General features: G+C 64.3%; 23 protein-coding genes. 15 read left to right on the top strand and 8 right to left on the bottom strand.

Annotation, left to right across the window (positions count from 1 at the left end; all coding sequences use genetic code 11):
* The first annotated feature begins 38 nt into the window (after window positions 1-38).
* Window positions 39-185: a rubrerythrin-like domain-containing protein gene (locus tag HYG81_RS23885; RefSeq protein ID WP_180842165.1), complete on the top strand. Its 147-nt coding sequence runs from the start codon at window positions 39-41 to the stop codon at window positions 183-185.
* 1 nt (window position 186) lies between these two features.
* Complete coding sequence (gene gdhB, locus HYG81_RS23880) at window positions 187-1512, top strand: glutamate dehydrogenase GdhB (RefSeq protein WP_180842164.1); 1326 nt, start codon at window positions 187-189, stop codon at window positions 1510-1512.
* Window positions 1513-1778: 266 nt separating this feature from the next.
* Here the strand turns inward: gdhB and HYG81_RS23875 are convergent, their stop codons facing one another.
* A complete protein-coding gene (locus tag HYG81_RS23875) occupies window positions 1779-2408 on the bottom strand; it encodes a phosphoribosyltransferase (protein ID WP_180842163.1) in 630 nt (209 codons plus the stop codon).
* A gap of 136 nt (window positions 2409-2544) precedes the next feature.
* On the opposite strand from HYG81_RS23875, the gene HYG81_RS23870 reads away from it, so the two are divergent.
* Complete coding sequence (locus HYG81_RS23870) at window positions 2545-3321, top strand: NAD(P)H-hydrate dehydratase (protein ID WP_180842162.1); 777 nt, start codon at window positions 2545-2547, stop codon at window positions 3319-3321.
* A gap of 50 nt (window positions 3322-3371) precedes the next feature.
* On the opposite strand, the gene HYG81_RS23865 is transcribed toward HYG81_RS23870, so the two are convergent.
* A complete protein-coding gene (locus tag HYG81_RS23865) occupies window positions 3372-4037 on the bottom strand; it encodes a class I SAM-dependent methyltransferase (RefSeq protein ID WP_180842161.1) in 666 nt (221 codons plus the stop codon).
* 466 nt (window positions 4038-4503) lie between these two features.
* Between HYG81_RS23865 and HYG81_RS23860 the strand changes: the two genes are divergently transcribed.
* Complete coding sequence (locus HYG81_RS23860; RefSeq protein WP_180842160.1) at window positions 4504-5571, top strand: pyridoxal-phosphate-dependent aminotransferase family protein; 1068 nt, start codon at window positions 4504-4506, stop codon at window positions 5569-5571.
* A 334-nt stretch (window positions 5572-5905) separates the two neighbouring features.
* Window positions 5906-7756 carry a carbon starvation CstA family protein gene (locus HYG81_RS23855; RefSeq protein ID WP_180842159.1) on the top strand — a complete coding sequence of 617 codons (1851 nt, stop codon included), beginning with the start codon at window positions 5906-5908 and terminating at the stop codon, window positions 7754-7756.
* A gap of 81 nt (window positions 7757-7837) precedes the next feature.
* Here HYG81_RS23855 and HYG81_RS23850 read toward each other — a convergent pair whose 3' ends face one another.
* Window positions 7838-8446 (bottom strand): DUF8052 family protein, encoded by a 609-nt coding sequence (locus tag HYG81_RS23850; RefSeq protein WP_180842158.1) that lies wholly within the window; start codon window positions 8444-8446, stop codon window positions 7838-7840.
* Window positions 8447-8701: 255 nt separating this feature from the next.
* Here HYG81_RS23850 and HYG81_RS23845 point away from each other — a divergent pair, with 255 nt between their 5' ends.
* Entirely contained in the window at window positions 8702-8890 is a 189-nt protein-coding gene (locus HYG81_RS23845; RefSeq protein WP_226376034.1) for a DUF8007 family protein, read from the top strand.
* A 19-nt stretch (window positions 8891-8909) separates the two neighbouring features.
* On the opposite strand, the gene HYG81_RS23840 is transcribed toward HYG81_RS23845, so the two are convergent.
* Window positions 8910-9134 carry a DUF8107 family protein gene (locus HYG81_RS23840; RefSeq protein ID WP_180842157.1) on the bottom strand — a complete coding sequence of 75 codons (225 nt, stop codon included), beginning with the start codon at window positions 9132-9134 and terminating at the stop codon, window positions 8910-8912.
* A 135-nt stretch (window positions 9135-9269) separates the two neighbouring features.
* Between HYG81_RS23840 and HYG81_RS23835 the strand changes: the two genes are divergently transcribed.
* On the top strand, window positions 9270-9590 hold the full coding sequence (locus HYG81_RS23835; protein ID WP_180842156.1) for a hypothetical protein: 321 nt from the start codon (window positions 9270-9272) through the stop codon (window positions 9588-9590).
* Window positions 9591-9697: 107 nt separating this feature from the next.
* A complete protein-coding gene (locus HYG81_RS23830; protein WP_345779640.1) occupies window positions 9698-9892 on the top strand; it encodes a hypothetical protein in 195 nt (64 codons plus the stop codon).
* On the opposite strand, the gene HYG81_RS23825 is transcribed toward HYG81_RS23830, so the two are convergent.
* Window positions 9893-11152: a CobW family GTP-binding protein gene (locus HYG81_RS23825; RefSeq protein ID WP_180842155.1), complete on the bottom strand. Its 1260-nt coding sequence runs from the start codon at window positions 11150-11152 to the stop codon at window positions 9893-9895. It abuts the gene before it with no gap.
* 74 nt (window positions 11153-11226) lie between these two features.
* On the opposite strand from HYG81_RS23825, the gene HYG81_RS23820 reads away from it, so the two are divergent.
* From HYG81_RS23820 to HYG81_RS23800, 5 genes are all read left to right on the top strand, one after another.
* Window positions 11227-11523 carry a DUF7990 family protein gene (locus HYG81_RS23820; RefSeq protein WP_090611616.1) on the top strand — a complete coding sequence of 99 codons (297 nt, stop codon included), beginning with the start codon at window positions 11227-11229 and terminating at the stop codon, window positions 11521-11523.
* Complete coding sequence (locus HYG81_RS23815) at window positions 11523-12497, top strand: ArsA family ATPase (protein WP_180842154.1); 975 nt, start codon at window positions 11523-11525, stop codon at window positions 12495-12497. Before HYG81_RS23820 ends, HYG81_RS23815 begins: the two co-directional genes overlap by 1 nt.
* Before the next feature lie 169 nt (window positions 12498-12666).
* Complete coding sequence (locus HYG81_RS23810; protein WP_180842153.1) at window positions 12667-13866, top strand: redox-regulated ATPase YchF; 1200 nt, start codon at window positions 12667-12669, stop codon at window positions 13864-13866.
* A gap of 289 nt (window positions 13867-14155) precedes the next feature.
* Entirely contained in the window at window positions 14156-14746 is a 591-nt protein-coding gene (locus HYG81_RS23805; protein ID WP_180842152.1) for a DUF7344 domain-containing protein, read from the top strand.
* A 307-nt stretch (window positions 14747-15053) separates the two neighbouring features.
* A complete protein-coding gene (locus HYG81_RS23800) occupies window positions 15054-16745 on the top strand; it encodes a spermidine synthase (protein WP_180842151.1) in 1692 nt (563 codons plus the stop codon).
* Window positions 16746-16779: 34 nt separating this feature from the next.
* Here the strand turns inward: HYG81_RS23800 and HYG81_RS23795 are convergent, their stop codons facing one another.
* Window positions 16780-17574 (bottom strand): helix-turn-helix transcriptional regulator, encoded by a 795-nt coding sequence (locus HYG81_RS23795; protein ID WP_180842150.1) that lies wholly within the window; start codon window positions 17572-17574, stop codon window positions 16780-16782.
* 238 nt (window positions 17575-17812) lie between these two features.
* Between HYG81_RS23795 and HYG81_RS23790 the strand changes: the two genes are divergently transcribed.
* Window positions 17813-18802: a DMT family transporter gene (locus HYG81_RS23790; protein ID WP_180842149.1), complete on the top strand. Its 990-nt coding sequence runs from the start codon at window positions 17813-17815 to the stop codon at window positions 18800-18802.
* Between the two features lie 47 nt (window positions 18803-18849).
* Here HYG81_RS23790 and pth2 read toward each other — a convergent pair whose 3' ends face one another.
* The gene (gene pth2 / locus HYG81_RS23785) at window positions 18850-19188 is read right to left on the bottom strand and encodes a peptidyl-tRNA hydrolase Pth2 (RefSeq protein WP_180842148.1); all 339 of its coding nucleotides are present in this window, start codon (window positions 19186-19188) and stop codon (window positions 18850-18852) included.
* Window positions 19189-19345: 157 nt separating this feature from the next.
* On the opposite strand from pth2, the gene HYG81_RS23780 reads away from it, so the two are divergent.
* Window positions 19346-19624 carry a hypothetical protein gene (locus tag HYG81_RS23780; RefSeq protein WP_180842147.1) on the top strand — a complete coding sequence of 93 codons (279 nt, stop codon included), beginning with the start codon at window positions 19346-19348 and terminating at the stop codon, window positions 19622-19624.
* 35 nt (window positions 19625-19659) lie between these two features.
* On the opposite strand, the gene HYG81_RS23775 is transcribed toward HYG81_RS23780, so the two are convergent.
* On the bottom strand, window positions 19660-20475 hold the full coding sequence (locus HYG81_RS23775) for a hypothetical protein (RefSeq protein WP_180842146.1): 816 nt from the start codon (window positions 20473-20475) through the stop codon (window positions 19660-19662).
* Between the last annotated feature and the right edge of the window lie 86 nt (window positions 20476-20561).

The raw sequence follows: 20561 nt of genomic DNA, 5'->3' as shown, positions 1-20561 counted from the left end.
TTAGGTGCAACGAGCGCCGCGGCTCACAGTCATTTCCCATGAACCAGAAAGACGCCGAATTCGACCCGGAGGCGGAATCGACCTACGAATGCTTCGACTGCGGGACCGTCGTTCGTGCGACCGCGTCGGACGCCTGCCCGAAGTGCGGTGCCGAGATGCGCAACCGGCGGACACCGATCGAATAAGATGTCCTCTCAGGACCGTTCTTCGCCGCCGACTCAGGAAGCGACGGCTGAATCGACCGGCTCCGAATCCGCACTCGAGACCGCGCGCCGACAGCTCGATCGCGTCGCCGCACAGCTGGATATCGACGACGCCGTCATCGAGCGCCTCTCCCACCCCACGGCGGTCCACGAGGTGACGATCCCCCTCGAGCGCGACGACGGGTCGCTCGAGGTCTTCACCGCCTACAGGGCCCAGCACGACAGCGTCCGCGGCCCCTACAAGGGCGGACTTCGCTACCACCCCGACGTGACTCGCGACGAGTGCGTGGGGCTGTCGATGTGGATGACCTGGAAGTGTGCGGTGATGAACCTCCCCTTCGGCGGCGCGAAAGGGGGCATCGTCGTCGACCCGAAGTCACTGAGCGACGACGAGAAGGAACGGCTCACGCGCCGGTTCACGCAGGAGATCCGCGACGTGATCGGGCCGAACACGGACATCCCGGCACCGGACATGGGCACCGACCCGCAGACGATGGCCTGGCTGATGGACGCCTACAGCATGCAGGAGGGCGAGACCATCCCCGGCGTCGTCACCGGCAAACCGCCGGTCATCGGCGGGAGTTTCGGCCGCGAGGAAGCGCCGGGCCGGAGCGTCGCCATCGTCACCCGGGAGACCTGCGAGTACTACGACTACCCGCTCGACGAGACGACCGTCGCCGTGCAGGGCTTCGGGAGCGTCGGCGCGAACGCCGCGCGCCTGCTCGAGGCGTGGGGCGCGACGGTCGTCGCCGTCTCGGACGTCAACGGCGCGGTCTACGATCCCGACGGGATCGACGTCGACTTGATCCCCTCCCACGACGAGGAGCCGGAAGCGGTGACGCGGTTCGCGACCGATATCCTGGACGACGACGGTGGCGTCTCCCGCATCTCGAATGCCGAGCTCCTTGAGTTGGATGTCGACGTGCTGATTCCCGCGGCCGTCGGCAACGTCATCACCGCCGACAACGCCGACGCCATCGCGGCCGACATCGTCGTCGAAGGGGCAAACGGCCCGGCGACGTTCGACGCCGACACCATCCTCGAGGACCGCGGGATTCGCGTGATTCCGGACATCCTCGCGAACGCCGGCGGCGTCACGGTGAGCTACTTCGAGTGGCTCCAGGACATCAACCGCCGCCAGTGGTCGCTCGGGCGGGTCAACGACGAACTCGAGGCCGAGATGGTGACGGCCTGGACCGCGCTGAAAGACGAGGTCGAACGGCGAGACGTCTCCTGGCGCGATGCGGCGTACGCCGTCGCGCTCGACCGGGTTTCCGACGCCCACGAGATGCGCGGCCTCTGGCCGTAAAGATGTGAGTGTGTCGACCGTGATGAGGCCATTTCGCTTATCACGGTCACTCCAACAGAATGAGAGCGAGAAGAGGTGTCCTGCTATCGTGGCAACAGGGAATCGCCACGCCCTCCCCAGCCGATTCGCTCACTAGCGTTCGCTCATCCCTCGCACGGCATCGTGCCGCGGTTCGTTGATACTCACCGCGGCCCAGCGCGCGCCACCGCATACCGGTTGACCGTTTGCTGCAGTACGTCTTTCGTCCGGATCGACTCGGAGCCCGTTCACGACTCTCGAGCGAGGTACTCGATCGCCTCCTCGTCGCTCACCTGGCCGAAGGTCCGGTAGTACTGGCCGACGGCGCGGAAGTCCGCGGGCGTCTGGAGAGCGATGACTTCGTCTGCCTCCCGCTCGAGGTCGTCGACGGCCCGCGGGGAGCCGACGGGAACGGCGAGGCCGACCCACTTCGCGCCCGTCTCTTGCACCTGTCGGAGGCAGGCCGTCGCGGTCGCCCCGGTCGCGACGCCGTCGTCGACGATCAAGACTCGTTTCCCCTGCAGGTCGGGTAGCCCGTCCGTGTCGCGATAGCGATCGGCCTTTTCTCGCGCGTTTTCGGCTTCTTCGGCCCGGATCTCCTCGAGATACTCCTCGGAAGCGTCGAGCCGATCGATCAGATCGTCGTTCTCCCAGACGCTGCCATCGCTGGCGACCGCGCCGAGCGCCACTTCGGGGTTGTGCGGCGCGCCCATCTTGCGCGCGACGACGACGTCGAGATCGGCCTCGAGCGCGTCTGCGACCGGCCGCGCGACGGGCAGGGCACCGCGGGGAATCCCGAGAACGATGTCGACCGCGAGGTCGCGTTGCTCGAGTTCCGCTGCGAGGCGTTCGCCGGCGTCGGTTCTGTCGTTGAACATGGTCCTGTCGGATCGTACGGTATCAACGCACTACGCGTTTGCGCCGCACACGCCGGGATAGTGATGCTGGGATGGTGTCGATCGAACCGGAACTCGCCTGCCAAATGCATACACGGTGTCGTTCGGGAGAGGGCATATGGGACGCCTCCAGCAAACGCTCTCGAACGTCAGCGACGAGTCGGGACACGACAACGGCCGGGTCGGGATCGTCGGCGGGAGCGTCGCGTATCCGAACCAGCCCGCGCTCGTCGGTCGCGCGGCGCTGCGAACCGGCTCCGATCACGTCCGGGCGTTCGTCGCCCAGCCGATCTACGAGATCGTCGCGGGCCACTCGGCGAACCTGCTCGTCGACTCCTACGACCGCGAGGAGTTCTACGACGGCGCCGTCGAACGGACCCTCGAGGTGGCCGACTGGACCGACGCCTTCGTGATCGGCCCCGGGCTCGTCGACGCGGATCCCGATGCGATACGCGAGGCGGTCGATCAGATCGAGGTCCCGATCGTCGTCGACGCGCTGGCGATCGAACCCGCCCTCGAGGCGGACCTCTCGAACGCAATCCTGACGCCCAGCGGCTCCGAGGACGACCCGATCTACGAGGCCTACGGCTCGCTCGAGACGTTCTCCGAAGAGACGGGGGCGGTCATCGCTTTAACCGGCGGCGTCGACGAGATCGTCGCCGAGGGCGAGCGGATCGAAAACGAGACGGGAACGTCGGCCATGACTGTCGCCGGAACCGGAGATACGCTGTCGGGTATCGTGGCCTCGCTGCTCGGGCAGGGCATGGACCGCCGCGAGGCGGCCGAACTCGGCGCGTGGATCCTCGGCAAAACCGGCGAACTCGCGACGGCCGAGTACGGACCCGGCGTCGTCGCGACCGATGTCATCGAGCGGATTCCGAACACGATCCGCTAGGCGCTTCCGAACCGCGAGTCGGTTTCATCGACCCGATCGGATCACGGGTCTCACGGACCTCGTCGCCGCCGAAGCCGTCCGCGGACGATCGGCGTCACCGGGAACACCCCGACACCGACCCGCTCGACCTCGAGGACGCCGAACGCGTTGTGTCCGACGAACCGGTCGACCGTCTCCCGGTTCAACTGGCACCCGCCCGCGGCGCGTTTCCATACCGGGTTCAGACGGTCCTGTGCCCGCGCGCGCCAGCCGTCGTTGCGGACGTGCTCGAGGAAGCGCAGTTCCCCGTCCGGCCGGAGGACGCGGGCGACCTCCTCGAGCGCCCGTTCGGGATCCGCGATGGTACAGAAGACCAGACTCGAGAGGACGGCGTCGAAGCTGTCGTCGGCGTACGGCAGTGACTCGGCGCGGTCACCGCGGAGGTGGACCTCCAGGTCGGTTCCCCTCGCCTCGCGGGCGGCCCGGCGTCGCATGTTCGGATCCGGTTCGATCGCGTGGTACTCGAGGTCGTCGTCACCGGCAGCAGCTATGTACGGAATCATCACACCATTTCCCGCGCCGATATCGAGAACGCGTCCGGAGAGGTCGGCCGCGAGGTACTCGCGGTGGGGGCCGATCAGAAACCGATCCGGCATGAACCGATCGTACAGCGCGGCGAACGCGGGGTGTGAGATCGTCCGATCGCCCGCGGCGCACCGTGGAGTACTGTCTGCCATCGTATCACTCGGTCCAACGGACGGTGACCTGACTGAAACCCGTTTTCCCGTCGGTGCTCGAGACTTCGTATGTGATTTGAGGAACTGTTCGGTGGTCCGATCGGGGATGTGAGAGTGGATATGGACGAGCGACGCATCACGTAGAGCTGGCCAACCGGCATGCGGTGGTGCGCGCTGGGCCGCGGCGAACCGATATGTGAGTCGCGGCCCGACGTTGCGCAAGGGATGAGTGAGCGAGCCCGCGAGCGAGCGAATCGGCTGAGGAGGACGTGGCGATTCCCTGTTGCCACGATAGCAGGACACTTCTTCAGACACAGTTCCATCAGAACTCACCGCACCATTCACCGATCTTCCAACGCGGATCGATAGTGGGACTGAATAGGATTTGAAACGAGATCCCAAAAGCGCACTCGAGAATGCCACTCGTCTCGAGCGTTTTATGCCCGAACGTCCCGGTAGCCTCCGTATGACCGACGATCGACTGCGCATGACGCCCGGGCCGACCGAGGTGCCGGCGGCCGTTCGCGAGCGGATGAGCGAGCCGACGCCGAACCCCGACGTCGAGCCGGAATTCTTCGAGTTCTATCGGGATCTAACCGCGAAACTCGAGGCGATCTACGGCGACGACGACATCGCGATCCTCGGCGGTGAGGGCATCCTCGGCCTCGAGGCCGCCGTCGCCTCGCTGGTCGAACCGGACGACCGCGTGCTCTGTATCGCGAACGGCCTCTACGGTGAGGGGTTCGCCGATTTCGTCGAGATGGCCGACGGCGAGGCGGTGGTCTGCGACGCGCCGTGGGACGAGCCGCTCGATCTCGAGTCGATCGAGTCCCGCCTTGAGGAGGGCTCGTTCGACGCCGCGACGATGGTCCACTGCGAGACGCCGACGGGCGTGCTCAACGATATCGAGCCGGTCCTCGAGGCGCTCGACGAACACGACGTCATCAGCGTCGTCGACGCGGTCTCCTCGCTCGGCGGCGTGTCGGTCCCGACCGACCGAATCGATGTCTGTCTGGGAGCCTCGCAGAAGTGTTTCAGCGCACCGCCGGGACTGACCGTCTGCTCGGTCAGCGACCGCGCCTGGCGAAAGATCGAGTCCTTCGAGACAGACAGTTTATACACCGACCTCGAGCCGTGGCGCGACGCGGCCGACGAGGAGTGGTTTCCGTACACGCACCTCGTCTCGAACCTGTACGGACTCGACGCAGCGATCGACCTATTGCTCGAGGAGGGACTCGAGAGCGTCTTCGAGCGCCACGAAGTAGCTGCGGCGCGCTGTCGCGAGCGCGCTACCGAACTCGGGCTGTCGCTCTATCCCGACGAAGCGCGGTCGTCACCGACCGTGACCGCGCTCGAGGTCGACGGACGCGCAGCAGCACTCCGAGAAACGCTGGCCGACGAGCACGATATTGTCCTCGCGACCGGACTCGGCGACCTCGAGGACGATATCCTCCGAATCGGCCATACGGGACACAATGCGCGCGTCAACCGCGTCGATCGGACGATGGATGCGCTAGCAGCGGTTCTGGAGTAGTGTATCGACCGGTTGTACCGTTCTCGACCGCATTTGGGAGTAGATCGGTCCGTTTCGTGCAGTCTCGTCCGAAACCGGCACTCGTTCCCTGATTGGATTATCAACTGTACGATTTCCCGAGAAGACGACCTGTGAGATAGTATCGATTGTTCACCGACGACATCAATGATAAGATATGCGTTAAATTGTCCTTCTCTTCTATTTCTCCTTTCAGACGCGGTGTTACTTCCAAAAATCCCTGTCCTCGGCTCTAATTAAAAATACGAATATATCCACCAAGGAATATAAATAACAATTAAGGTTATCGAACCCACTGGATTTGCGTAGACGTAACATGACTCAGATAATCTGGATCATCGCGGCAGTACTGGTGACGTTTACCGTCGGTTACGTGGGGTACTCGCGGTACCTCACCCAGTTCGTCGAACTCGACGAGGAGGCGGAAACACCGGCTCACAAATACGAGGACGGACAGGAGTACGTCCCATCGAATAAACCGGTCCTGTTGGGCCATCACTTCTCGAGTATCGCGGGTGGGGCCCCGATCGTCGGACCGATCACGGCTGGTGCCATCTGGGGATGGGTGCCCGCCTTGCTGTGGATCGCCATCGGGAATCCGCTAATGGGTGCCGTTCACGACTTCGTTTCGCTGTCGGGTAGTCTCCGCCACGAAGGGAAGTCGATCGGCTACATGATCGGTGAGTACGTCGGAGAGGGCGGCAAAAACATGCTGTTGTGGTTCGCGTTCCTGACGATCATGCTCGTCGTGGCAGTGTTCGCGTTGGTCGTGGGGATCGTCTTCAACGCCTATCCACAGGTGGTAACGGCATCCCTGATTTACATCGGGTTGGCGCTGGTGTTCGGCGTCTACCTGTACCAGTTCAACGGCCCGTTCATCCCCGGAACGATTCTGTTCGTCGCGGGGGTCTTTGCGGCCGTCTGGGTGGGGCTCCAGTACCCGCTGGCGCTGTTCGCCGGTGACTACCCGGCCGGGACGATCGTGTTGCTCGGCGGTGACGGGAGTTGGGTTCCCGGTGCCGCCTCGCTCGAGGGAGTCGGTGGCGGTAACACCGCGGGATGGATTCCGATCGTGATGGTCTACGCCGCGATCGCGAGCGCACTGCCAGTGTGGGTGCTGTTGCAACCACGAGACTATCTGTCATCGTTCCTGCTGTATACCGGCGTCGGTGGAGCGGTCCTCGCGATCATCGTCGGGACGTTCCTCGGAACGTCGTCCGAGCCACTTGTCGTCGACAGCTCCATCGGCGCTTTCGAAGGGTTCTGGGGCGTCGAAGCGGCGGGATACGCTCCGCTGTTCCCGCTGCTATTCATCACGATCGCCTGCGGGACGATCAGTGGATTCCACTCACTGGTGTCCTCGGGAACGACCGCCAAACAGCTCGACAACGAGACCGACGCCCGGCTGATCGGCTACGGTGGGATGCTGGGCGAAGGCCTGCTCGCCGCGGTCGCTCTCTCCACGCTCGCGGTGTGGGGTGCCCCCGACGTGGCTGGCGGTATCGGTGCTGCCCTTCCGAACTTCGCTTCGGGCGGTGGTATCATCTTCACGAGCTTCGGTATTCCCCAGACCGTCGGTGCCGTGTTCATGGCGCTGGTCCTCTGTAGCTTCCTGCTCACGTCGACCGACACGGCCGTCCGTCTCGGTCGGTACATGATGGAAGAGATCGTCGGCACGCCCGCGGGGCGGAGCGATACCGGGCTGAACCTCGATCCGCGCTCGATCGCACGCGGTCGGTACACGAACCCGATCGTCCAGATCGTTCCCGCATACCTGCTCGTCGTCTCCGGCCAGTGGGTCGTCCTCTGGCAGCTGTTCGGCGGCGCGAACCAGCTGCTCGCGGCGCTGGCGCTGCTCACCGCGACCGTCTGGCTCGCCAACTGGGACGACAACAAACAGCTCATCTCCACCGGCGTTCCGATGGCGATCATGGTCACGATCACCGTCCTCGGACTCTCGATCCTGGTGTTCTACGAGAACCTCTACCTGAACCTGATCGAGGGCGGGGCAGAAACCACCGAGGCGATGATCTCCTCGGGCGTGCAGATGGCTATCGGCCTCACCCTCATTGGCCTGGCTCTCGCACTCGTTCGACTCGGGTACAAGAACATTCGGACCGTCCGTCGTGGCCCCGAGACGCCCGCGGCCGAACCGGGCGACGACTAACAGCGACCGACTGACGTTCGTTTTCTTTCAGCCGCTGGATACGACGTCTCACCAGAACAGTCTGCGACCGCCGGAACGACGCTATCGCCAGAACCGTTTCGCGAACCGCGAGAGGATCCCCTCCTCGGGCGCGCTCACGTCCTCCCAGAGGGTAAACGCCTCCACGACGTCCGCGGCCTCGCTGGCGACGTACGTTTCGGCTTCGGGAACGACGACGAGGAGATTCACTTCATAGTGGCCGTGGTAGCCGAACTTCAGTAACGTTCGGTCACGGAAGCCGGCGACGAACTCGCGGACATCGTCGGGTAGTTCGTCCGCGACGAGGACGAAGGTAAAGTCCGTCCCGAAGTGCTCCTCGTCGGGGACGACCCGCTCGTCGGCGAGCTCGTGACCGAGATCGACGAGCTGTTCGAGTTCCGCGACGGTCGGCCGCGATTCGCGCCGGGCGAAGAGGTACTCCTCGGCCTCGTGATCGGCGTAGCTCAGCGCCGGATGGAAGAACTGTTTCTGGCTGAGAACGCGCATCTCCCCGTAGAGATCCCAGCGCTCGCCGCCGACGCGACGATCCTTCTCGAGGTCGTAGTTGTACATCAGCCGGTCGGACACTCGGTCGAGGTACTCGTCGTCCCAGTCGGGTACCGCCTCGCGGATCTCCGCCGGCAGTTCCTCCGGCGTCGCTTTTTCGCTCATCGTGCGTCGACGAGGTACGCCTGCGATCGTTCACGACCCGACTCCCGTTCGAATTGACCCGGCTTCGTGCCCCTATTACTCATACCACTGGTTACCATCGTGGTATCAAATAATCGTCGGTGAAACCGGTCCGATATTCCCGTCTCGTCATCACTGTTCCCCGAGTCGGCAGTAGACTTTAGCCCTCGGAGACGCACTATCGTGCAAGGGATACACATGGGAGGAAAGAAGACCGAAGCCTGCGGCCGCTGTTCCATGTCAACGGTCGTCGATGTCGCCTCGTCCGGCGACGAGGACGACGACGAGTCGACGCGGGATGTGTTCGGCGAATCCGCTATCGAGGTCGACGACGAGACGCTCCGGCGCGTCTCGCCGGGCGCCTGGGCGGGGCGCGTCACCGACCGGCTCGACGACCTCGGTCGCCGGCTCATCTACGGCCGGTAGCGAGACGAGCGGTCGTCGCTTACGACATCGTCACGAGATACGTCATCGCGAACACCAGTATCGCGGCCGTAGCGACGTTGATGATTCCAAAGTCGAGGAATCCCAGAAACGACAGCCCCCAGACGATCGTCCACGCGAACAGCGTCGACAGGACGGCGTTCATCGCGAGTAGGACGCGCGGATCGCCCTGCGAGGACGACACGCCCGCCTCGAACCCGTCCCGCTCGGAGTCCCCATCGCTCATACAGGGAGACGATGATACCGCCACTTAACTGTTCACCGTAACGGCGTTCACGAGTTCACCATCGATGTCGACGAGGTCGATCACGGCTGACAGTGCGCGGTATAGCTCTTTGCCGCTCGAGGGAGAACGCCTCGTATGCGACTTCGTAACCGTCACGGATCGCACGTGGACCCGGTGCCGTTCGTCGTGGTCGCCGGACTCACCTTCATGATCCTGCTGTCGTTCGGCCCGCTGTACGGGCAGGCGCTGGGACTGTCGCTCGAGACCGCGATCGCGCTCTCCGGCGCGCTGTTCGGCGTCGCCGCCGTCGTCGCCTTTTACCGCCAGGTGTGGACCGCTCGGCCGGAGACGATCGGAGCCGTCCCATCAGCCGTCCGCGCCGAACGACTGTTTTACCTCATTCCCATCCTCACGGCGCTGATCGTCGCGCTCGCGGTCCCGTTAGTCGTCGGTTAGCGGACGCGACCGGACGGTACGTCCGGCGCGAACCGCGATCGCAAAAGCGTGCTAATTTATCGCACAGCATTATCGGCGTTCCGGACGAACGATCGACTACGGAACTCATCGAATCGGTGAAAGCGGCGCTCGCATCACCCGCACCGAAGAACCGCCCCGCCGACGGCTCCGAGGGGGCCTACTGGTGTGACGACTGCGCCGTCCGGATCAGGGACGTCGACCTCAAGGAGGGGCCCGTCTGCCCGGACTGCGGCGCGGAGATGCGCTTCGAGCGGTCGACCGGCCGCGACTGTGCGTGCTAATCAGGGCTCTCGGATGACGGCCTCGTCGCCCTGTTCGGTGGGGAAGGGCCCGTCGAGATCCGTCTCCCACTCCCCGTCGGTGACGAGCGCGTCCTCGAGCGCCGCCCGGAGCGTCGACTCGTCGTAGTCGGTGCCGATGAACACGAGTTCGGTCCGGCGGTCGCCGTGCTCGTCGTGCCACTCGAGGTTCGGTCGATTCGACCGATACATGTCGCGCTCGACCTCGGGGAGGCTCGCGATCCAGGGGCCCTGCGCGGTGGCCCTGACGGACGGACCGGCCTGGGCGATCGACACCCGCATTTCGTTGTTTGCGAGCCAGGCGGTCCCCTTCGAGCGGACGATCGATCGCGGGAGGTCTCGGAAGAAGTCGGCCAACCGTTCGGGATGGAACGGCCGGCGGGACCGGTAGACGAACGACGAGACGCCGTACACCTCGTCGGGGTGGTGGTGGCCGCGGTGGTCGCCGTCCCCGCTCCCATCGCGTCCGTGATCGTCGTGGCCATGATCGCTACTCCCATCCGATTCGTGATCGCCGTCGGCCGACGCCAGCGCTCGCTTCCAGCCCGGAAGGTCGTTCACGTGTCCGGGATTGAACAGGTCGGCGCCGAGCAGGCGGTCGGGATCGACCGCGGCGAACTCCGTGCGGATCGTCTCGGCATCGGGCTGGAGCGCGCGAACGAGTTCCTCGGCCTCCGAGAGTTCCGCCTCGCTACAGAGATCGGCCTTGTTCAGCAAGACGAGGTTCGAGACCTCGAGCTGCTCGACGAGCAGGTCCGAAAGCGGCCGATCGTCCTCGTCCCCCCGGCGCTCCGGCCGCTCCTCGCCCGCGAAGGCCTCGAGGAAGGCGGGCGTGTCGAGGACCGTCACGAGCGTGTCGACGTCGTAGAGCGCGGCGACGCGGGACTCGGTCGTGAACAGCCGTGCGACGGGCGCGGGTTCGGAGATGCCCGACGACTCGACGACGAGGTGGTCGAAGGATCGGTCGCGAGCCAGCCTGACCACGGCGGTCTCGAGGTCGTCCTGGAGCTCACAGCAGATACAGCCGTTCGACAGCTCCGCGACGCCGTCGTCGAGCTCGAGTTCCGACCCCTCGGCGACGAGTTCGGCGTCGACGTTGACCTCGCCCATGTCGTTGACGAGGACCGCCAGCGTCCGGTCGCCGGCGTTCGACAGCAGGTGATTGAGCAGCGTCGTCTTGCCGGCACCCAGACTGCCGGAGAGGATCGTCACTGGGATTTCCTCGCCCGTGTCCGTGTTCATATCCGGTCACTGGGATCGCAGCGCCTTGAAACCGAGCCACGAGGGTTTTTAGCGTGCGGTACAGACGTACGGACATGGATCTGGCCGATCGGATCGAAGCGTTTCGCGAGACGCTCGACGAGTGGCTGCGGGGGCTCTACCACGGGATGATCTCGCACCCGGCCTACGAGAAGATCGAGAAGGAAGCCGAGGACGCCGAGGACGCGTTCATCCTGGCGTGTTTCCCGGACGCGTTCGGCATCCCGTCGCCGGTCTCGTACTACACCGCGGAACTACTCCCGTACCTCGAGGACGAGTTCGAATCGTGGGAGCGGCGGCTGTGGGACCGCGGAACGTACCTCGAACGCAAGGGACAGCAGTACCACTTCTGATGGAGCCGTTCGTCTTCTTCGGCGGGAAGGGCGGCGTCGGCAAAACGACCGTCTCCTGTGCGTACGCGCTCCGCTGTGCGCACGACGGCCAGCGAACCCTCGTCGTCTCGACCGATCCGGCCCACTCCGTCACTGACGTGTTCGATCAACCGTTCGACGACTCCCCGCAGCCGGTCGCGGGGATCGACGGCCTCGACGCGATGGAGATCGATCCCGAAGACGAAGTGACGCGCCACCTCGACGAGATCCGGCAGGACCTCTCGGAGCAGGTGTCGGCGTCGATGGTCAACGAGATCAACCGCCAATTAGAGATGTCCCACGGGACGCCGGGGGCCTACGAATCGGCGCTGTTCGACCGATTCGTCGACGTGATGCGGAACTCGGAGCCGTACGACCGCGTCATCTTCGATACTTCGCCGACGGGGAGCACGCTCCGACTCCTCGGACTTCCCGACCTGCTGGAGGGCTGGATCGACCGGCTGATGCACAAGCGACGGACGAGCATCGACCTCTTCGAGAAGGCCGCGGTCGGCAACAACGAACCGCGCCGCGTGATGGAGGGCGACCCCGTCCTCGCGCGGCTCCAACAACGCAAGGAGTTCTTCGAGTTCGCCGGTTCGGCGCTGCACGACGACGCCGCCTTTTTCCTCGTCTTGAACCCGGACGAACTGTCGCTGAACGAGACCGATCGAGCGATCGACGATCTCCGAGAGAAGGACCTCGCGGTCCGCGGCCTCGTCGCAAACAAACTCACGCCGTCGCCGGACCCCGACGAGAACGGTCGCGGCGCTCGCTACCTCCGCGAGCGCGTCGAGACGGAAACGGAACGCCTCGAGACGATCCGCTCGGAGTTCGAGCCGCCGCTGGTCGCCGAAATCGGCTGGCGGAGTTCGGAGGTCAAGGGCAATCTCCTGGCGGACGTCGCCGACGAACTCGACATCGAGACGGCTTCCGAGCCGCCGACGCACGTCTAACTCGAGTGGCCGTCGATCGGCACTCGAGTGTGGTCCGGCGGTCCGTACCGATTCGTTCGCGACGATATCCCGCGAGAGAATCGATTCGGATGCTGTCGTGCCAGGGATGCCCATACCACTCCGCCGTCGGACAGAAACCCGTTTAGGCGCTGCTCGCCCACTCCGGATAATGAGTACGAGTTACCGAATCGGACTGGTCGGCAAACCGTCCGTCGGCAAGTCCTCCTTTTTCAACGCCGCGACGATGAACGACGTTCCCGAGGGGGCCTACCCGTTCACGACCATCGATCCCAGCGTGGGCGAGGCCTACGTCCGCGTCGACTGTGCCGCGCCGGAGTTCGACGAGGAGTGTACCCCAAACGTCGGCTACTGCGCCGACGGCACGCGGTTCGTCCCGACGAAACTCGTCGACGTGGCCGGACTGATCCCCGGCGCACACGAGGGCAACGGGCTGGGCAACCAGTTCCTCTCCGACCTCAACGAGACCGACGTGCTCGTCCACGTTGTCGACTTCTCCGGCAAGACGGACGCCGAGGGCGAAGCGACGGAGGGCCACGACCCCCGAGACGATATCGCGTTCCTCGAGGAGGAACTCGACCAGTGGTATCTGGGCGTCCTCGAGAAGGGGATCAACCGGTACGAGACGGGCTACACCACCGAGGACGACGCCATCGAGGAGGAACTCGCCGAGCAGATGAGCGCGTTCAAGACCAGCGAGGACGAGATCAAGCGACTCATTCGGCGCGTCGGCGTCGGCTTCGATCCCGCGGAGTGGGACGCGGACGACCAACTCGCGCTCGCCCGCGAGATCCGCAAGGAGACCAAGCCGATGGTCATCGCGGCGAACAAGATGGACACCCCCGAGGCGCAGGAAAACTACGAGGAAATCACCAGTGATCCCGACTACGACCACCTGACGATCGTTCCCTGCAGCGCCCACGCCGAGAAGGCGCTGAAGTCGGCCGAGCAGGCCGGCGTCGTCGACTACCGACCCGGCGACGCGGACTTCGAGATCGTCAGAGACGTCTCGAGCGATCAGGAAGCGGGATTAGAGCAGATCCGCGACTTCCTCGACGAGTTCGGTGCGACGGGCGTCCAGGCGGCCCTCGAGACCGCGCTCTTCGACGTCCTCGGCGTCACGCCGGTGTTCCCCGGCGGGGCGAACGGGCTGGGCAACGAACGCGGCGAGGTGCTGCCCGACTGTTATCTGATCCCCCCGAACTCGACCGCGGAGGACTTCGCTTACAGCCTCCACTCCGACATCGGCGACGGCTTCCTGCACGCGATCGACTGTCGGAGCAACCGCCAGCTCGGCAAGGACTACGAGGTCGCAGCGAGAGACGTGATCGAGGTCATCACGACGAACTGAGCGACCGCTCTGGACTCGAGCAGTGGTTGCGCTCGGTGTGCGACCCGGGATCCGCGAACTGTCGGACGAACTGATGCGAGTACCGGGGAGCGCCCCCATCGAATCGTCGATGGCTCGACAACGGTGTGAACTGAAGCCGTGGTATATGTCCTCATAGTTGTGATTTCAGCAGTATCTACTGACCACGAACGATATTTCCGCGCTGGAAATGGTAATTCCAAAACATACCCTGTTATCTTGGAGGAAGTATAATGATCCCTACCTGTGAGTAGGAAAGTGTGATATCCGAATGAGTATGACAGCCGCTACAAACCAATCTGCCAACGCTTCGGACGCGGGCGATAGTGAATCGCCAACCGAAGAAACGGCGGATCTCTCTCTCGATGACGCGTTTCACATTCTGCAGACCTTTCGCCGTCGAGAGACGATCCGGTACGTGCTGCAAGCGGACGACTGCGTCAAGATGCGTGACGTCGCCGAACACGTTGCCGCGAAAGAACACGAGACGACCGTCGAGCAGTTGCTGTCGGACGAGCGCCAGCGCGTCTACATTCCGCTCTACCAGTCGCACCTGCCGAAACTCGACGAAGCGGGCATCATCGACTACGACAAACCTCGCGGCATCGTGCGGCCGGGCGAGCGCCTCGAGCAGTTCCGGCAGTACCTCGATTCCGTCCCTTCAGAGACGGACGACGCGATGGAAGAGGCAAAGGAGGAGGAAGACGCTACCGGGACGAGCGTCAACGACCAGCAGTACGCCGCTATCGGCGTCAGCCTCAGCCTTCTCCTCGCGTCTGTGGTGGGGATACTCCAGCTTCCCGGGTTGATCCTCGGTGTGATCATCACGGCGCTGTTCGTGCTCGAAACGGCCGCGTTCTGAACGGCTGTTGTTCTCTGCACCACCGTCCCAGGAAGCGGTGACTGACTCACAACGAACACCAAAACGGACAACAGTGGCGATGTGACAGGTTCCTTCGCGAGTTCACGATGGTTGATAGGAATCTGTAGCAACTGTCTGCCTGGGGAGCATCATTACCGCGTTCCTCGCCGCGCTGAGTCTGGGCTACTGGCAAGGGGAAAACGGGTACCGACGGCGTAGAAGCGCCGTAGCGATCTCGCCGCTCGAGTACCGGCGACTGTCGGGGTGAGGCGACAAGTTCTCATTACGGGATCGCTACTGTCCGATAATGAGTATGCGGCAGCTGTCCGGCTACCGACCGACGAAACCCGACGTCGCAGTATTCGTCTCCGGCGTCACCAGTATGGGGCTGGAAATTCTCGCGGGCCGGATCATCGCCCCCCAGTTCGGCAGTAGCATCTACACCTGGGGAAGCATCATCACCGTCTTCCTCGCAGCGCTGAGTCTGGGGTACTGGCAGGGCGGAAAGCGAGCGGAAACGGCATCGAACCGTCGAATGACCTGGATTATGCTCGGCACGGCGGCCTACGTCGCGATCGTGGTCTACGGGAGCGGCCAGCTGTTGCTCTCGGCATCTGCGATGCCGCTGCCGGCCCGGTACGCCTCGCTACCGGCCGTGCTCATCCTCTTCGGGCCGCCGACCTACCTGCTGGGCTTTATCAGTCCGTACGCGGCCGAACTCTCCGAGAAGAAGGGGATCGGCGAGGCGTCGGGACACGTCTACGCCCTCGGCACCATCGGCAGCATCGTCGGCGCGGGTGCGACGACGTATCTCCTCATCCCGACGCTCACGATCGACATGATCGGGCTCCTGTTCGGGCTCATCCTCGTCGGGACCGCGTTCGCGCTCACGCTTCCTGCCCTCTCCCCGAAGCCGGCGGCGGCGAGCGTCGCCATCGCGCTCTTGCTCGTCGTCGCGGCGGGCCTCGGGCCGGTGACGTTCGACCACCGCGGCGACGTCGTCTACCAGACCCAGACGGCCTATCAGCAACTCGAGGTCATCGACGACAGCGACGACGTCCGGACGCTGTACCTGGACGACGCCCGTCACAGCGCGATGGATCTCGACGATCCCGACCGGCACGTCTTCGAGTACACGCGATATTTTCACCTGCCGATGTTGATGGTCGACGATCCCGACGAGGTCGAGAACGTGTTGTTCATCGGCGGGGGCGGCTATACGGGGCCGAAGGATTTCGAACGGAAATACGACGTCAACGTCGACGTGGCCGAACTCGATCCCGCGGTGACCAACGCCGCGAAGGACTACTTCCGCCTCGAGGAGGGCGAGAACATGACCGCGCACACGGAAGACGGACGCCAGTTCCTCCGGGATACTGACAAAACCTACGACCTGATCGTCCTCGACGCCTATCAGAAGGATCAGGTCCCGATCCACCTGACGCAACTGGGGTTCATGGAACTGGCCGAGGAGCGACTCACCGATGACGGCGTCTTCCTCGCGAACGTCATCGCCGCGCCCAGCGGGGCCGGCTCCGAGTTCTACCGGGCGCAGTACAAGACGATCGACGAGGCCTTCGCCTCGACCTACAGCTACCGCACCTCGAGCAGGAACTCCGTCCAGAATATCGAGGTGGTCGCCACGAAGGCCGACACGGACTTCACCGAAGCCGAGCTCGCCGAGCGAAACGAGCGCCGCGACGTGGGGATCGACCTGAGCGCCGAAATCGAGACCTCGTTGGACGAACCCAGGACCGACGATGTCCCGATATTGACCGAGGACCACGCGCCCGTCGACAGCCTCCAGGCGTCGACGGTGGGCCAGGAGTACGTCATCGAACAAACCGGGGAGGAGGAAACACAGCCGGAACCCGCGTCGATCGGGACGGGATCGGAACCGCTCGAGGGCGGATCGGAACCGCTCGCGCTCGCACGACCCGCGCCGGTGCTCGAGTCAGTGACGGCCGATCCGACACGGACCGGGCCAGTTCCGGCGTAGCGTTCTGACCGAACACCCGCCCTCCGACCGACTCTCAGTCGGACAGCGTCTCGCCCTCGAGCGGCGTCGCCGTCCGCCAGTAGTGATCCAGCGAGTCCTCGGCCCACGAGCGGACGGCGTCGTCCTCGGTGTCGACGGAGGCCCGGAGGATGCCGTTCTCGTCGCGCAAGAGCAGATAGACGACATCGTCGACGATCATTATCGCGATCGGGACGCCCTCCTCGCGGACTCTGATTTCGGCGTCCTCGGCTTCGAGTAGCGCCTCGAGTTGGTCTCGAAGCTCCGACTCGTCGGCCAGTGCGTCGATCGCGCTGCGGCCGAAGACACCTCTGAACCGCTGATCGCCGGCGGTCACGCGCTCTCGAACGACGCGCAGCGTCTGTCCGTTGAACGTGTGAGAAAACGTCCGGACGTCGTCACCGTCACGGATGAAATCGAGTAACCGACTGAGCGGCGCGTTCGGCCGCGTCGCGCTGGGGACCGTGATCGTGGCGTCCGAGAGCCGCCGGAGATCGAAGTCCATCGCGTGCGTCGGCAGGTAGTCCACGATATCGCGGAGTTTCTGCTCCGTCTCGAGGATCTCCTGTAAGTCGGTGAACCCCGCTGCGACGAGCCGACCCGTGGCGGTCGCGACGTACTCGCTGCCGTCGTGTCTGATCCACGATCGATCCTCGAAATCCCCGAGGATTCGTCCCAGCGTCGCCTGCGATGCACCGGTCGCAGCCGCTAGCTCGTTACGCGTGTGTCGTCCCTCCGCCAGTAGCCCGAGCACCTCGACGCGGTTCGCCGAGAGCGCGAGGAACTCGATTTCCTCGAGCGCCGATTCCATACGGCCACTCCGACCCGCCGCGGTAAACCGGTTTCGCAGCGTGAAAGTTTTTCACGGTCTACCGCGGTGTCGCAGTCCGCCGCTTTTTCCCGACCCGTTGGTATTTCTTGCTATGAAATTGTTTCTGAACGAAACTATATACCCGCAGTTCCTACGGTGTAACACGATGATCTTCGCTATTTGCACGTCGGCCGGTATCGGTTCGACGCACGTGGTTCGAACGGAGGTGACGGCGTAGATGGTCTCTCGTCGCACTGCCGTTTTCTTCGCCCTCTCGAGTCTGTTCTTCGGCGGGACGTTCGTCGCCGCGAAGGCCGGACTCGCCTACTTCCCGCCGCTCCTGTTCGTCGCCCTCCGGTTCGACGTCGCTGCCGTCGTCATGCTGGCGTACGTCGGCCTGACGTCGTCGCGATCGGAACTGATCCCGCGAACCCGCGGCGACGTCGGCGGTATCCTCGCGACCGGCGTGCTCGCGATCGGCCTGACGAACGCCCTGTTGTTCGTCGGTCAGGAGTACGTCACCAGCGCCGTCGCCTCGATCATGTACAGTCTCAACCCCATCATGACGCCGGTGTTCGCCGCGTTCTTGCTCTCCGACGAGCGCCTCTCTCCCCGCGGTGCGGCCGGGATGGGGCTCGGCCTGCTCGGCGTCGGACTCGTCGTGAGTCCCGACCCGACGAATCTGCTGGGCGGCGCCGTCGGCAAGGGAATCCTCTTCGCGGGCGCGATCGCCGCCGCGCTCGGAGCCGTCCTCATTCGCCGGGCCGACAGCGACCTCTCGAGTACAGTTCGCGTCGCCTGGGGACTGCCCTTCGCCGCCGCGCTGTGTCACCTGTTGGCCTGGTCGGGCGGCGAGTCGGCGGCCGCGATCACGTGGACCACCGAAGCGGTCCTGGCGCTGGCCTACGTCAGCATCTTCGCCGGCGTCATCGCGTACATCACATACTTCGGCCTGATCGACACGGTCGGCGCGATCCGCGCGAATCTGATCTTCTACGTCGTCCCCGTCGTCTCGACGCTCGGCGGCTGGGCGCTGCTCGGTGAGACCATCGACGCCCTCGCGATCGCCGGCTTCCTGACGATCTTCGCCGGCTTCGCGGTGCTCGGCAGCAAGTCCATCGACGTCCGCTCGCTGCGCTCGCTGCTTCCGGACGGCCTCACCGACGCGCCGCTCCGCGACGACGAGTCGGCGGTCAGGGAGGAACCGCGCGGCTACCGTTCGGACTAACGGTCCGGCCTCGTTCTCGAGCCGTCTCCACGCTGCGTCTCGATCGATTAGAACAGCGAGAGTTCGCCGGTCACGCTGTCGACGCGGCCGTCCGCCGCCGGGCCGACGGCCAGTGCGGTGACGGTCCCCGGCTCGAGTTGGGTGTGGCCGGCGTCCCGGATGATAGCGGTCGGAATCCCCTCGCTTTTGGCGATTTCTGAGAGTTCGTGCAGTTGGCGTTCGCTCGTCCCCTTCAGGACGACTTTCTTCTGGCCGCCCTGTTTCCACTGCGTCTGTAACTGGCTATCTGCCTTCTCGTAGGCCGACAGCGACGCGTGCGCGACCTGCGCGGCGAGTTTGCCCTGTCCCATGCCGATGTCGGTCCGAGCGACGATGGCCTGTTTCATGGCGGAGACGAGGACGGGGACGATGTTAGCCCTGACTATCTGTCGGCCTGATCAACGGCAGAGCAGTGCTCGCCGTCGTCGCGGGAGAGCACCCACAAAGGAGGACGGTTCCTGGTCGACCGAAATGTACAGCACGGGTCGGCTCGTCTCCGTCCGTATGTCACCAACCGTCGACGACCTCCGGAACGAGATCCGACGAGCCGTGGGTCGATACGAACGTGTCGAATCGACCGCCTTTACCAAAGAAGCCCTCGCTGCGATCTGTGATGCCGTGGACGACGATATCGAGGCGAACCGTCTCCCACCTAAATCCCGGATGCGGGCGGGTATTCGCCACCGGGTCGGTCTCGCGGACGGAGACGATCCGGACCGTTCTGGGGGTCCCTTCCGAAAAGCGGAACTCGAGCCTATCGCCACTGCGCTTCGAAACGAGTAGCGGGCGGCCGCTTTGCTCGACAGCGGAGTCCCGGCTCAGTGGACGATTTCGCTGTCGAAGAGGAGCTCTCGTTCCGTTCGTCTCGCTTCCGGCCCCGCGTCGACGAGCGTCGACTCGGTGACGGGCTCCGAAAACCGATCCGGGTCCGGCTCGACGCGCTCGAGCATCGTGGAAAAGACCGAGCCGCGCCGACCACCGGCATAGAAGATTCCACCGTACTTGCGCTCCTCGAACGAGGTCTCGTCTGGGTGGGGGAACTCCTCGCGAATGATCCGTGCCGTTTCCCTGATGTACTCCGCCGCCTGCCGCTGAGAGTACAAACACTCCTCGTAGTACGTCTCGGCGTACTTATCATCTAGCTCTTCCCTCGAGTGCTCCGGCGACTCGTATCGAATCGATTTCGTCGTAGTGTACCCGCTGGCGAATCGGATGTTCACCGTGAAGCTATCGGGGTAGCGAAGTATGATGGGGGCGAACAGCATGTCCGTCACGGTGGTCCGCTGCTGGATTCGCCACAGCCCCTCGAAGTAGTATGCGGCGAGCGCCCCGATCCGGTCATCGCGCTCACCGCGGTTGTACGCCATCGCGGCCTCGCGGTAGTCGTCACCGGCGATCCGACGGAGTCGCCGCTCGAAGCTCTCAGCGACTCGATCGATTTTCGCTTCGTGGGCGTTCAACAACGGGACATCCGGATCGGCGAGCAGGTCCGCCTTTCGCTCCTGGGCGTCCGCGACGAGCATCATGTTCTCGTGGAAGACCTGCTCGGCTTCCGCGTCCGGAAGCGGCGTTCTGACTCCTCGCTGGTGGAGAACCGCCGTGTCCCCATTGAACTCCCCCTTCTGTCCCCTCATGTGAGTTCCTACGTAGAGAGAAGCTATTAAATTGATTGGCTGCGTGGACGCGGTGAATTCGGATGGGGGCACAGAACGAACGGGTG

It is taken from the genome of Natrinema zhouii (assembly GCF_013456555.2).
GTDB lineage: Archaea > Halobacteriota > Halobacteria > Halobacteriales > Natrialbaceae > Natrinema > Natrinema zhouii.
Note: the sequence above shows the minus strand (reverse complement) of the source record. Positions and strands in the feature narration are given on the sequence as shown.

Excerpts from the sequence above, each read along its gene's own strand:
- HYG81_RS23885 (WP_180842165.1), top strand. The coding sequence starts at position 39 with ATGAACCAGAAAGACGCCGAATTCGACCCGGAGGCGGAATCGACCTAC.
- gdhB (WP_180842164.1), top strand. The coding sequence starts at position 187 with ATGTCCTCTCAGGACCGTTCTTCGCCGCCGACTCAGGAAGCGACGGCT.
- HYG81_RS23875 (WP_180842163.1), bottom strand. The coding sequence starts at position 2,408 with ATGTTCAACGACAGAACCGACGCCGGCGAACGCCTCGCAGCGGAACTC.
- HYG81_RS23870 (WP_180842162.1), top strand. The coding sequence starts at position 2,545 with ATGGGACGCCTCCAGCAAACGCTCTCGAACGTCAGCGACGAGTCGGGA.
- HYG81_RS23865 (WP_180842161.1), bottom strand. The coding sequence starts at position 4,037 with ATGGCAGACAGTACTCCACGGTGCGCCGCGGGCGATCGGACGATCTCA.
- HYG81_RS23860 (WP_180842160.1), top strand. The coding sequence starts at position 4,504 with ATGACCGACGATCGACTGCGCATGACGCCCGGGCCGACCGAGGTGCCG.
- HYG81_RS23855 (WP_180842159.1), top strand. The coding sequence starts at position 5,906 with ATGACTCAGATAATCTGGATCATCGCGGCAGTACTGGTGACGTTTACC.
- HYG81_RS23850 (WP_180842158.1), bottom strand. The coding sequence starts at position 8,446 with ATGAGCGAAAAAGCGACGCCGGAGGAACTGCCGGCGGAGATCCGCGAG.
- HYG81_RS23845 (WP_226376034.1), top strand. The coding sequence starts at position 8,702 with ATGTCAACGGTCGTCGATGTCGCCTCGTCCGGCGACGAGGACGACGAC.
- HYG81_RS23840 (WP_180842157.1), bottom strand. The coding sequence starts at position 9,134 with ATGAGCGATGGGGACTCCGAGCGGGACGGGTTCGAGGCGGGCGTGTCG.
- HYG81_RS23835 (WP_180842156.1), top strand. The coding sequence starts at position 9,270 with ATGCGACTTCGTAACCGTCACGGATCGCACGTGGACCCGGTGCCGTTC.
- HYG81_RS23825 (WP_180842155.1), bottom strand. The coding sequence starts at position 11,152 with ATGAACACGGACACGGGCGAGGAAATCCCAGTGACGATCCTCTCCGGC.
- HYG81_RS23820 (WP_090611616.1), top strand. The coding sequence starts at position 11,227 with ATGGATCTGGCCGATCGGATCGAAGCGTTTCGCGAGACGCTCGACGAG.
- HYG81_RS23815 (WP_180842154.1), top strand. The coding sequence starts at position 11,523 with ATGGAGCCGTTCGTCTTCTTCGGCGGGAAGGGCGGCGTCGGCAAAACG.
- HYG81_RS23810 (WP_180842153.1), top strand. The coding sequence starts at position 12,667 with ATGAGTACGAGTTACCGAATCGGACTGGTCGGCAAACCGTCCGTCGGC.
- HYG81_RS23805 (WP_180842152.1), top strand. The coding sequence starts at position 14,156 with ATGAGTATGACAGCCGCTACAAACCAATCTGCCAACGCTTCGGACGCG.
- HYG81_RS23800 (WP_180842151.1), top strand. The coding sequence starts at position 15,054 with ATGAGTATGCGGCAGCTGTCCGGCTACCGACCGACGAAACCCGACGTC.
- HYG81_RS23795 (WP_180842150.1), bottom strand. The coding sequence starts at position 17,574 with ATGGAATCGGCGCTCGAGGAAATCGAGTTCCTCGCGCTCTCGGCGAAC.
- HYG81_RS23790 (WP_180842149.1), top strand. The coding sequence starts at position 17,813 with ATGGTCTCTCGTCGCACTGCCGTTTTCTTCGCCCTCTCGAGTCTGTTC.
- pth2 (WP_180842148.1), bottom strand. The coding sequence starts at position 19,188 with ATGAAACAGGCCATCGTCGCTCGGACCGACATCGGCATGGGACAGGGC.
- HYG81_RS23780 (WP_180842147.1), top strand. The coding sequence starts at position 19,346 with ATGTCACCAACCGTCGACGACCTCCGGAACGAGATCCGACGAGCCGTG.
- HYG81_RS23775 (WP_180842146.1), bottom strand. The coding sequence starts at position 20,475 with ATGAGGGGACAGAAGGGGGAGTTCAATGGGGACACGGCGGTTCTCCAC.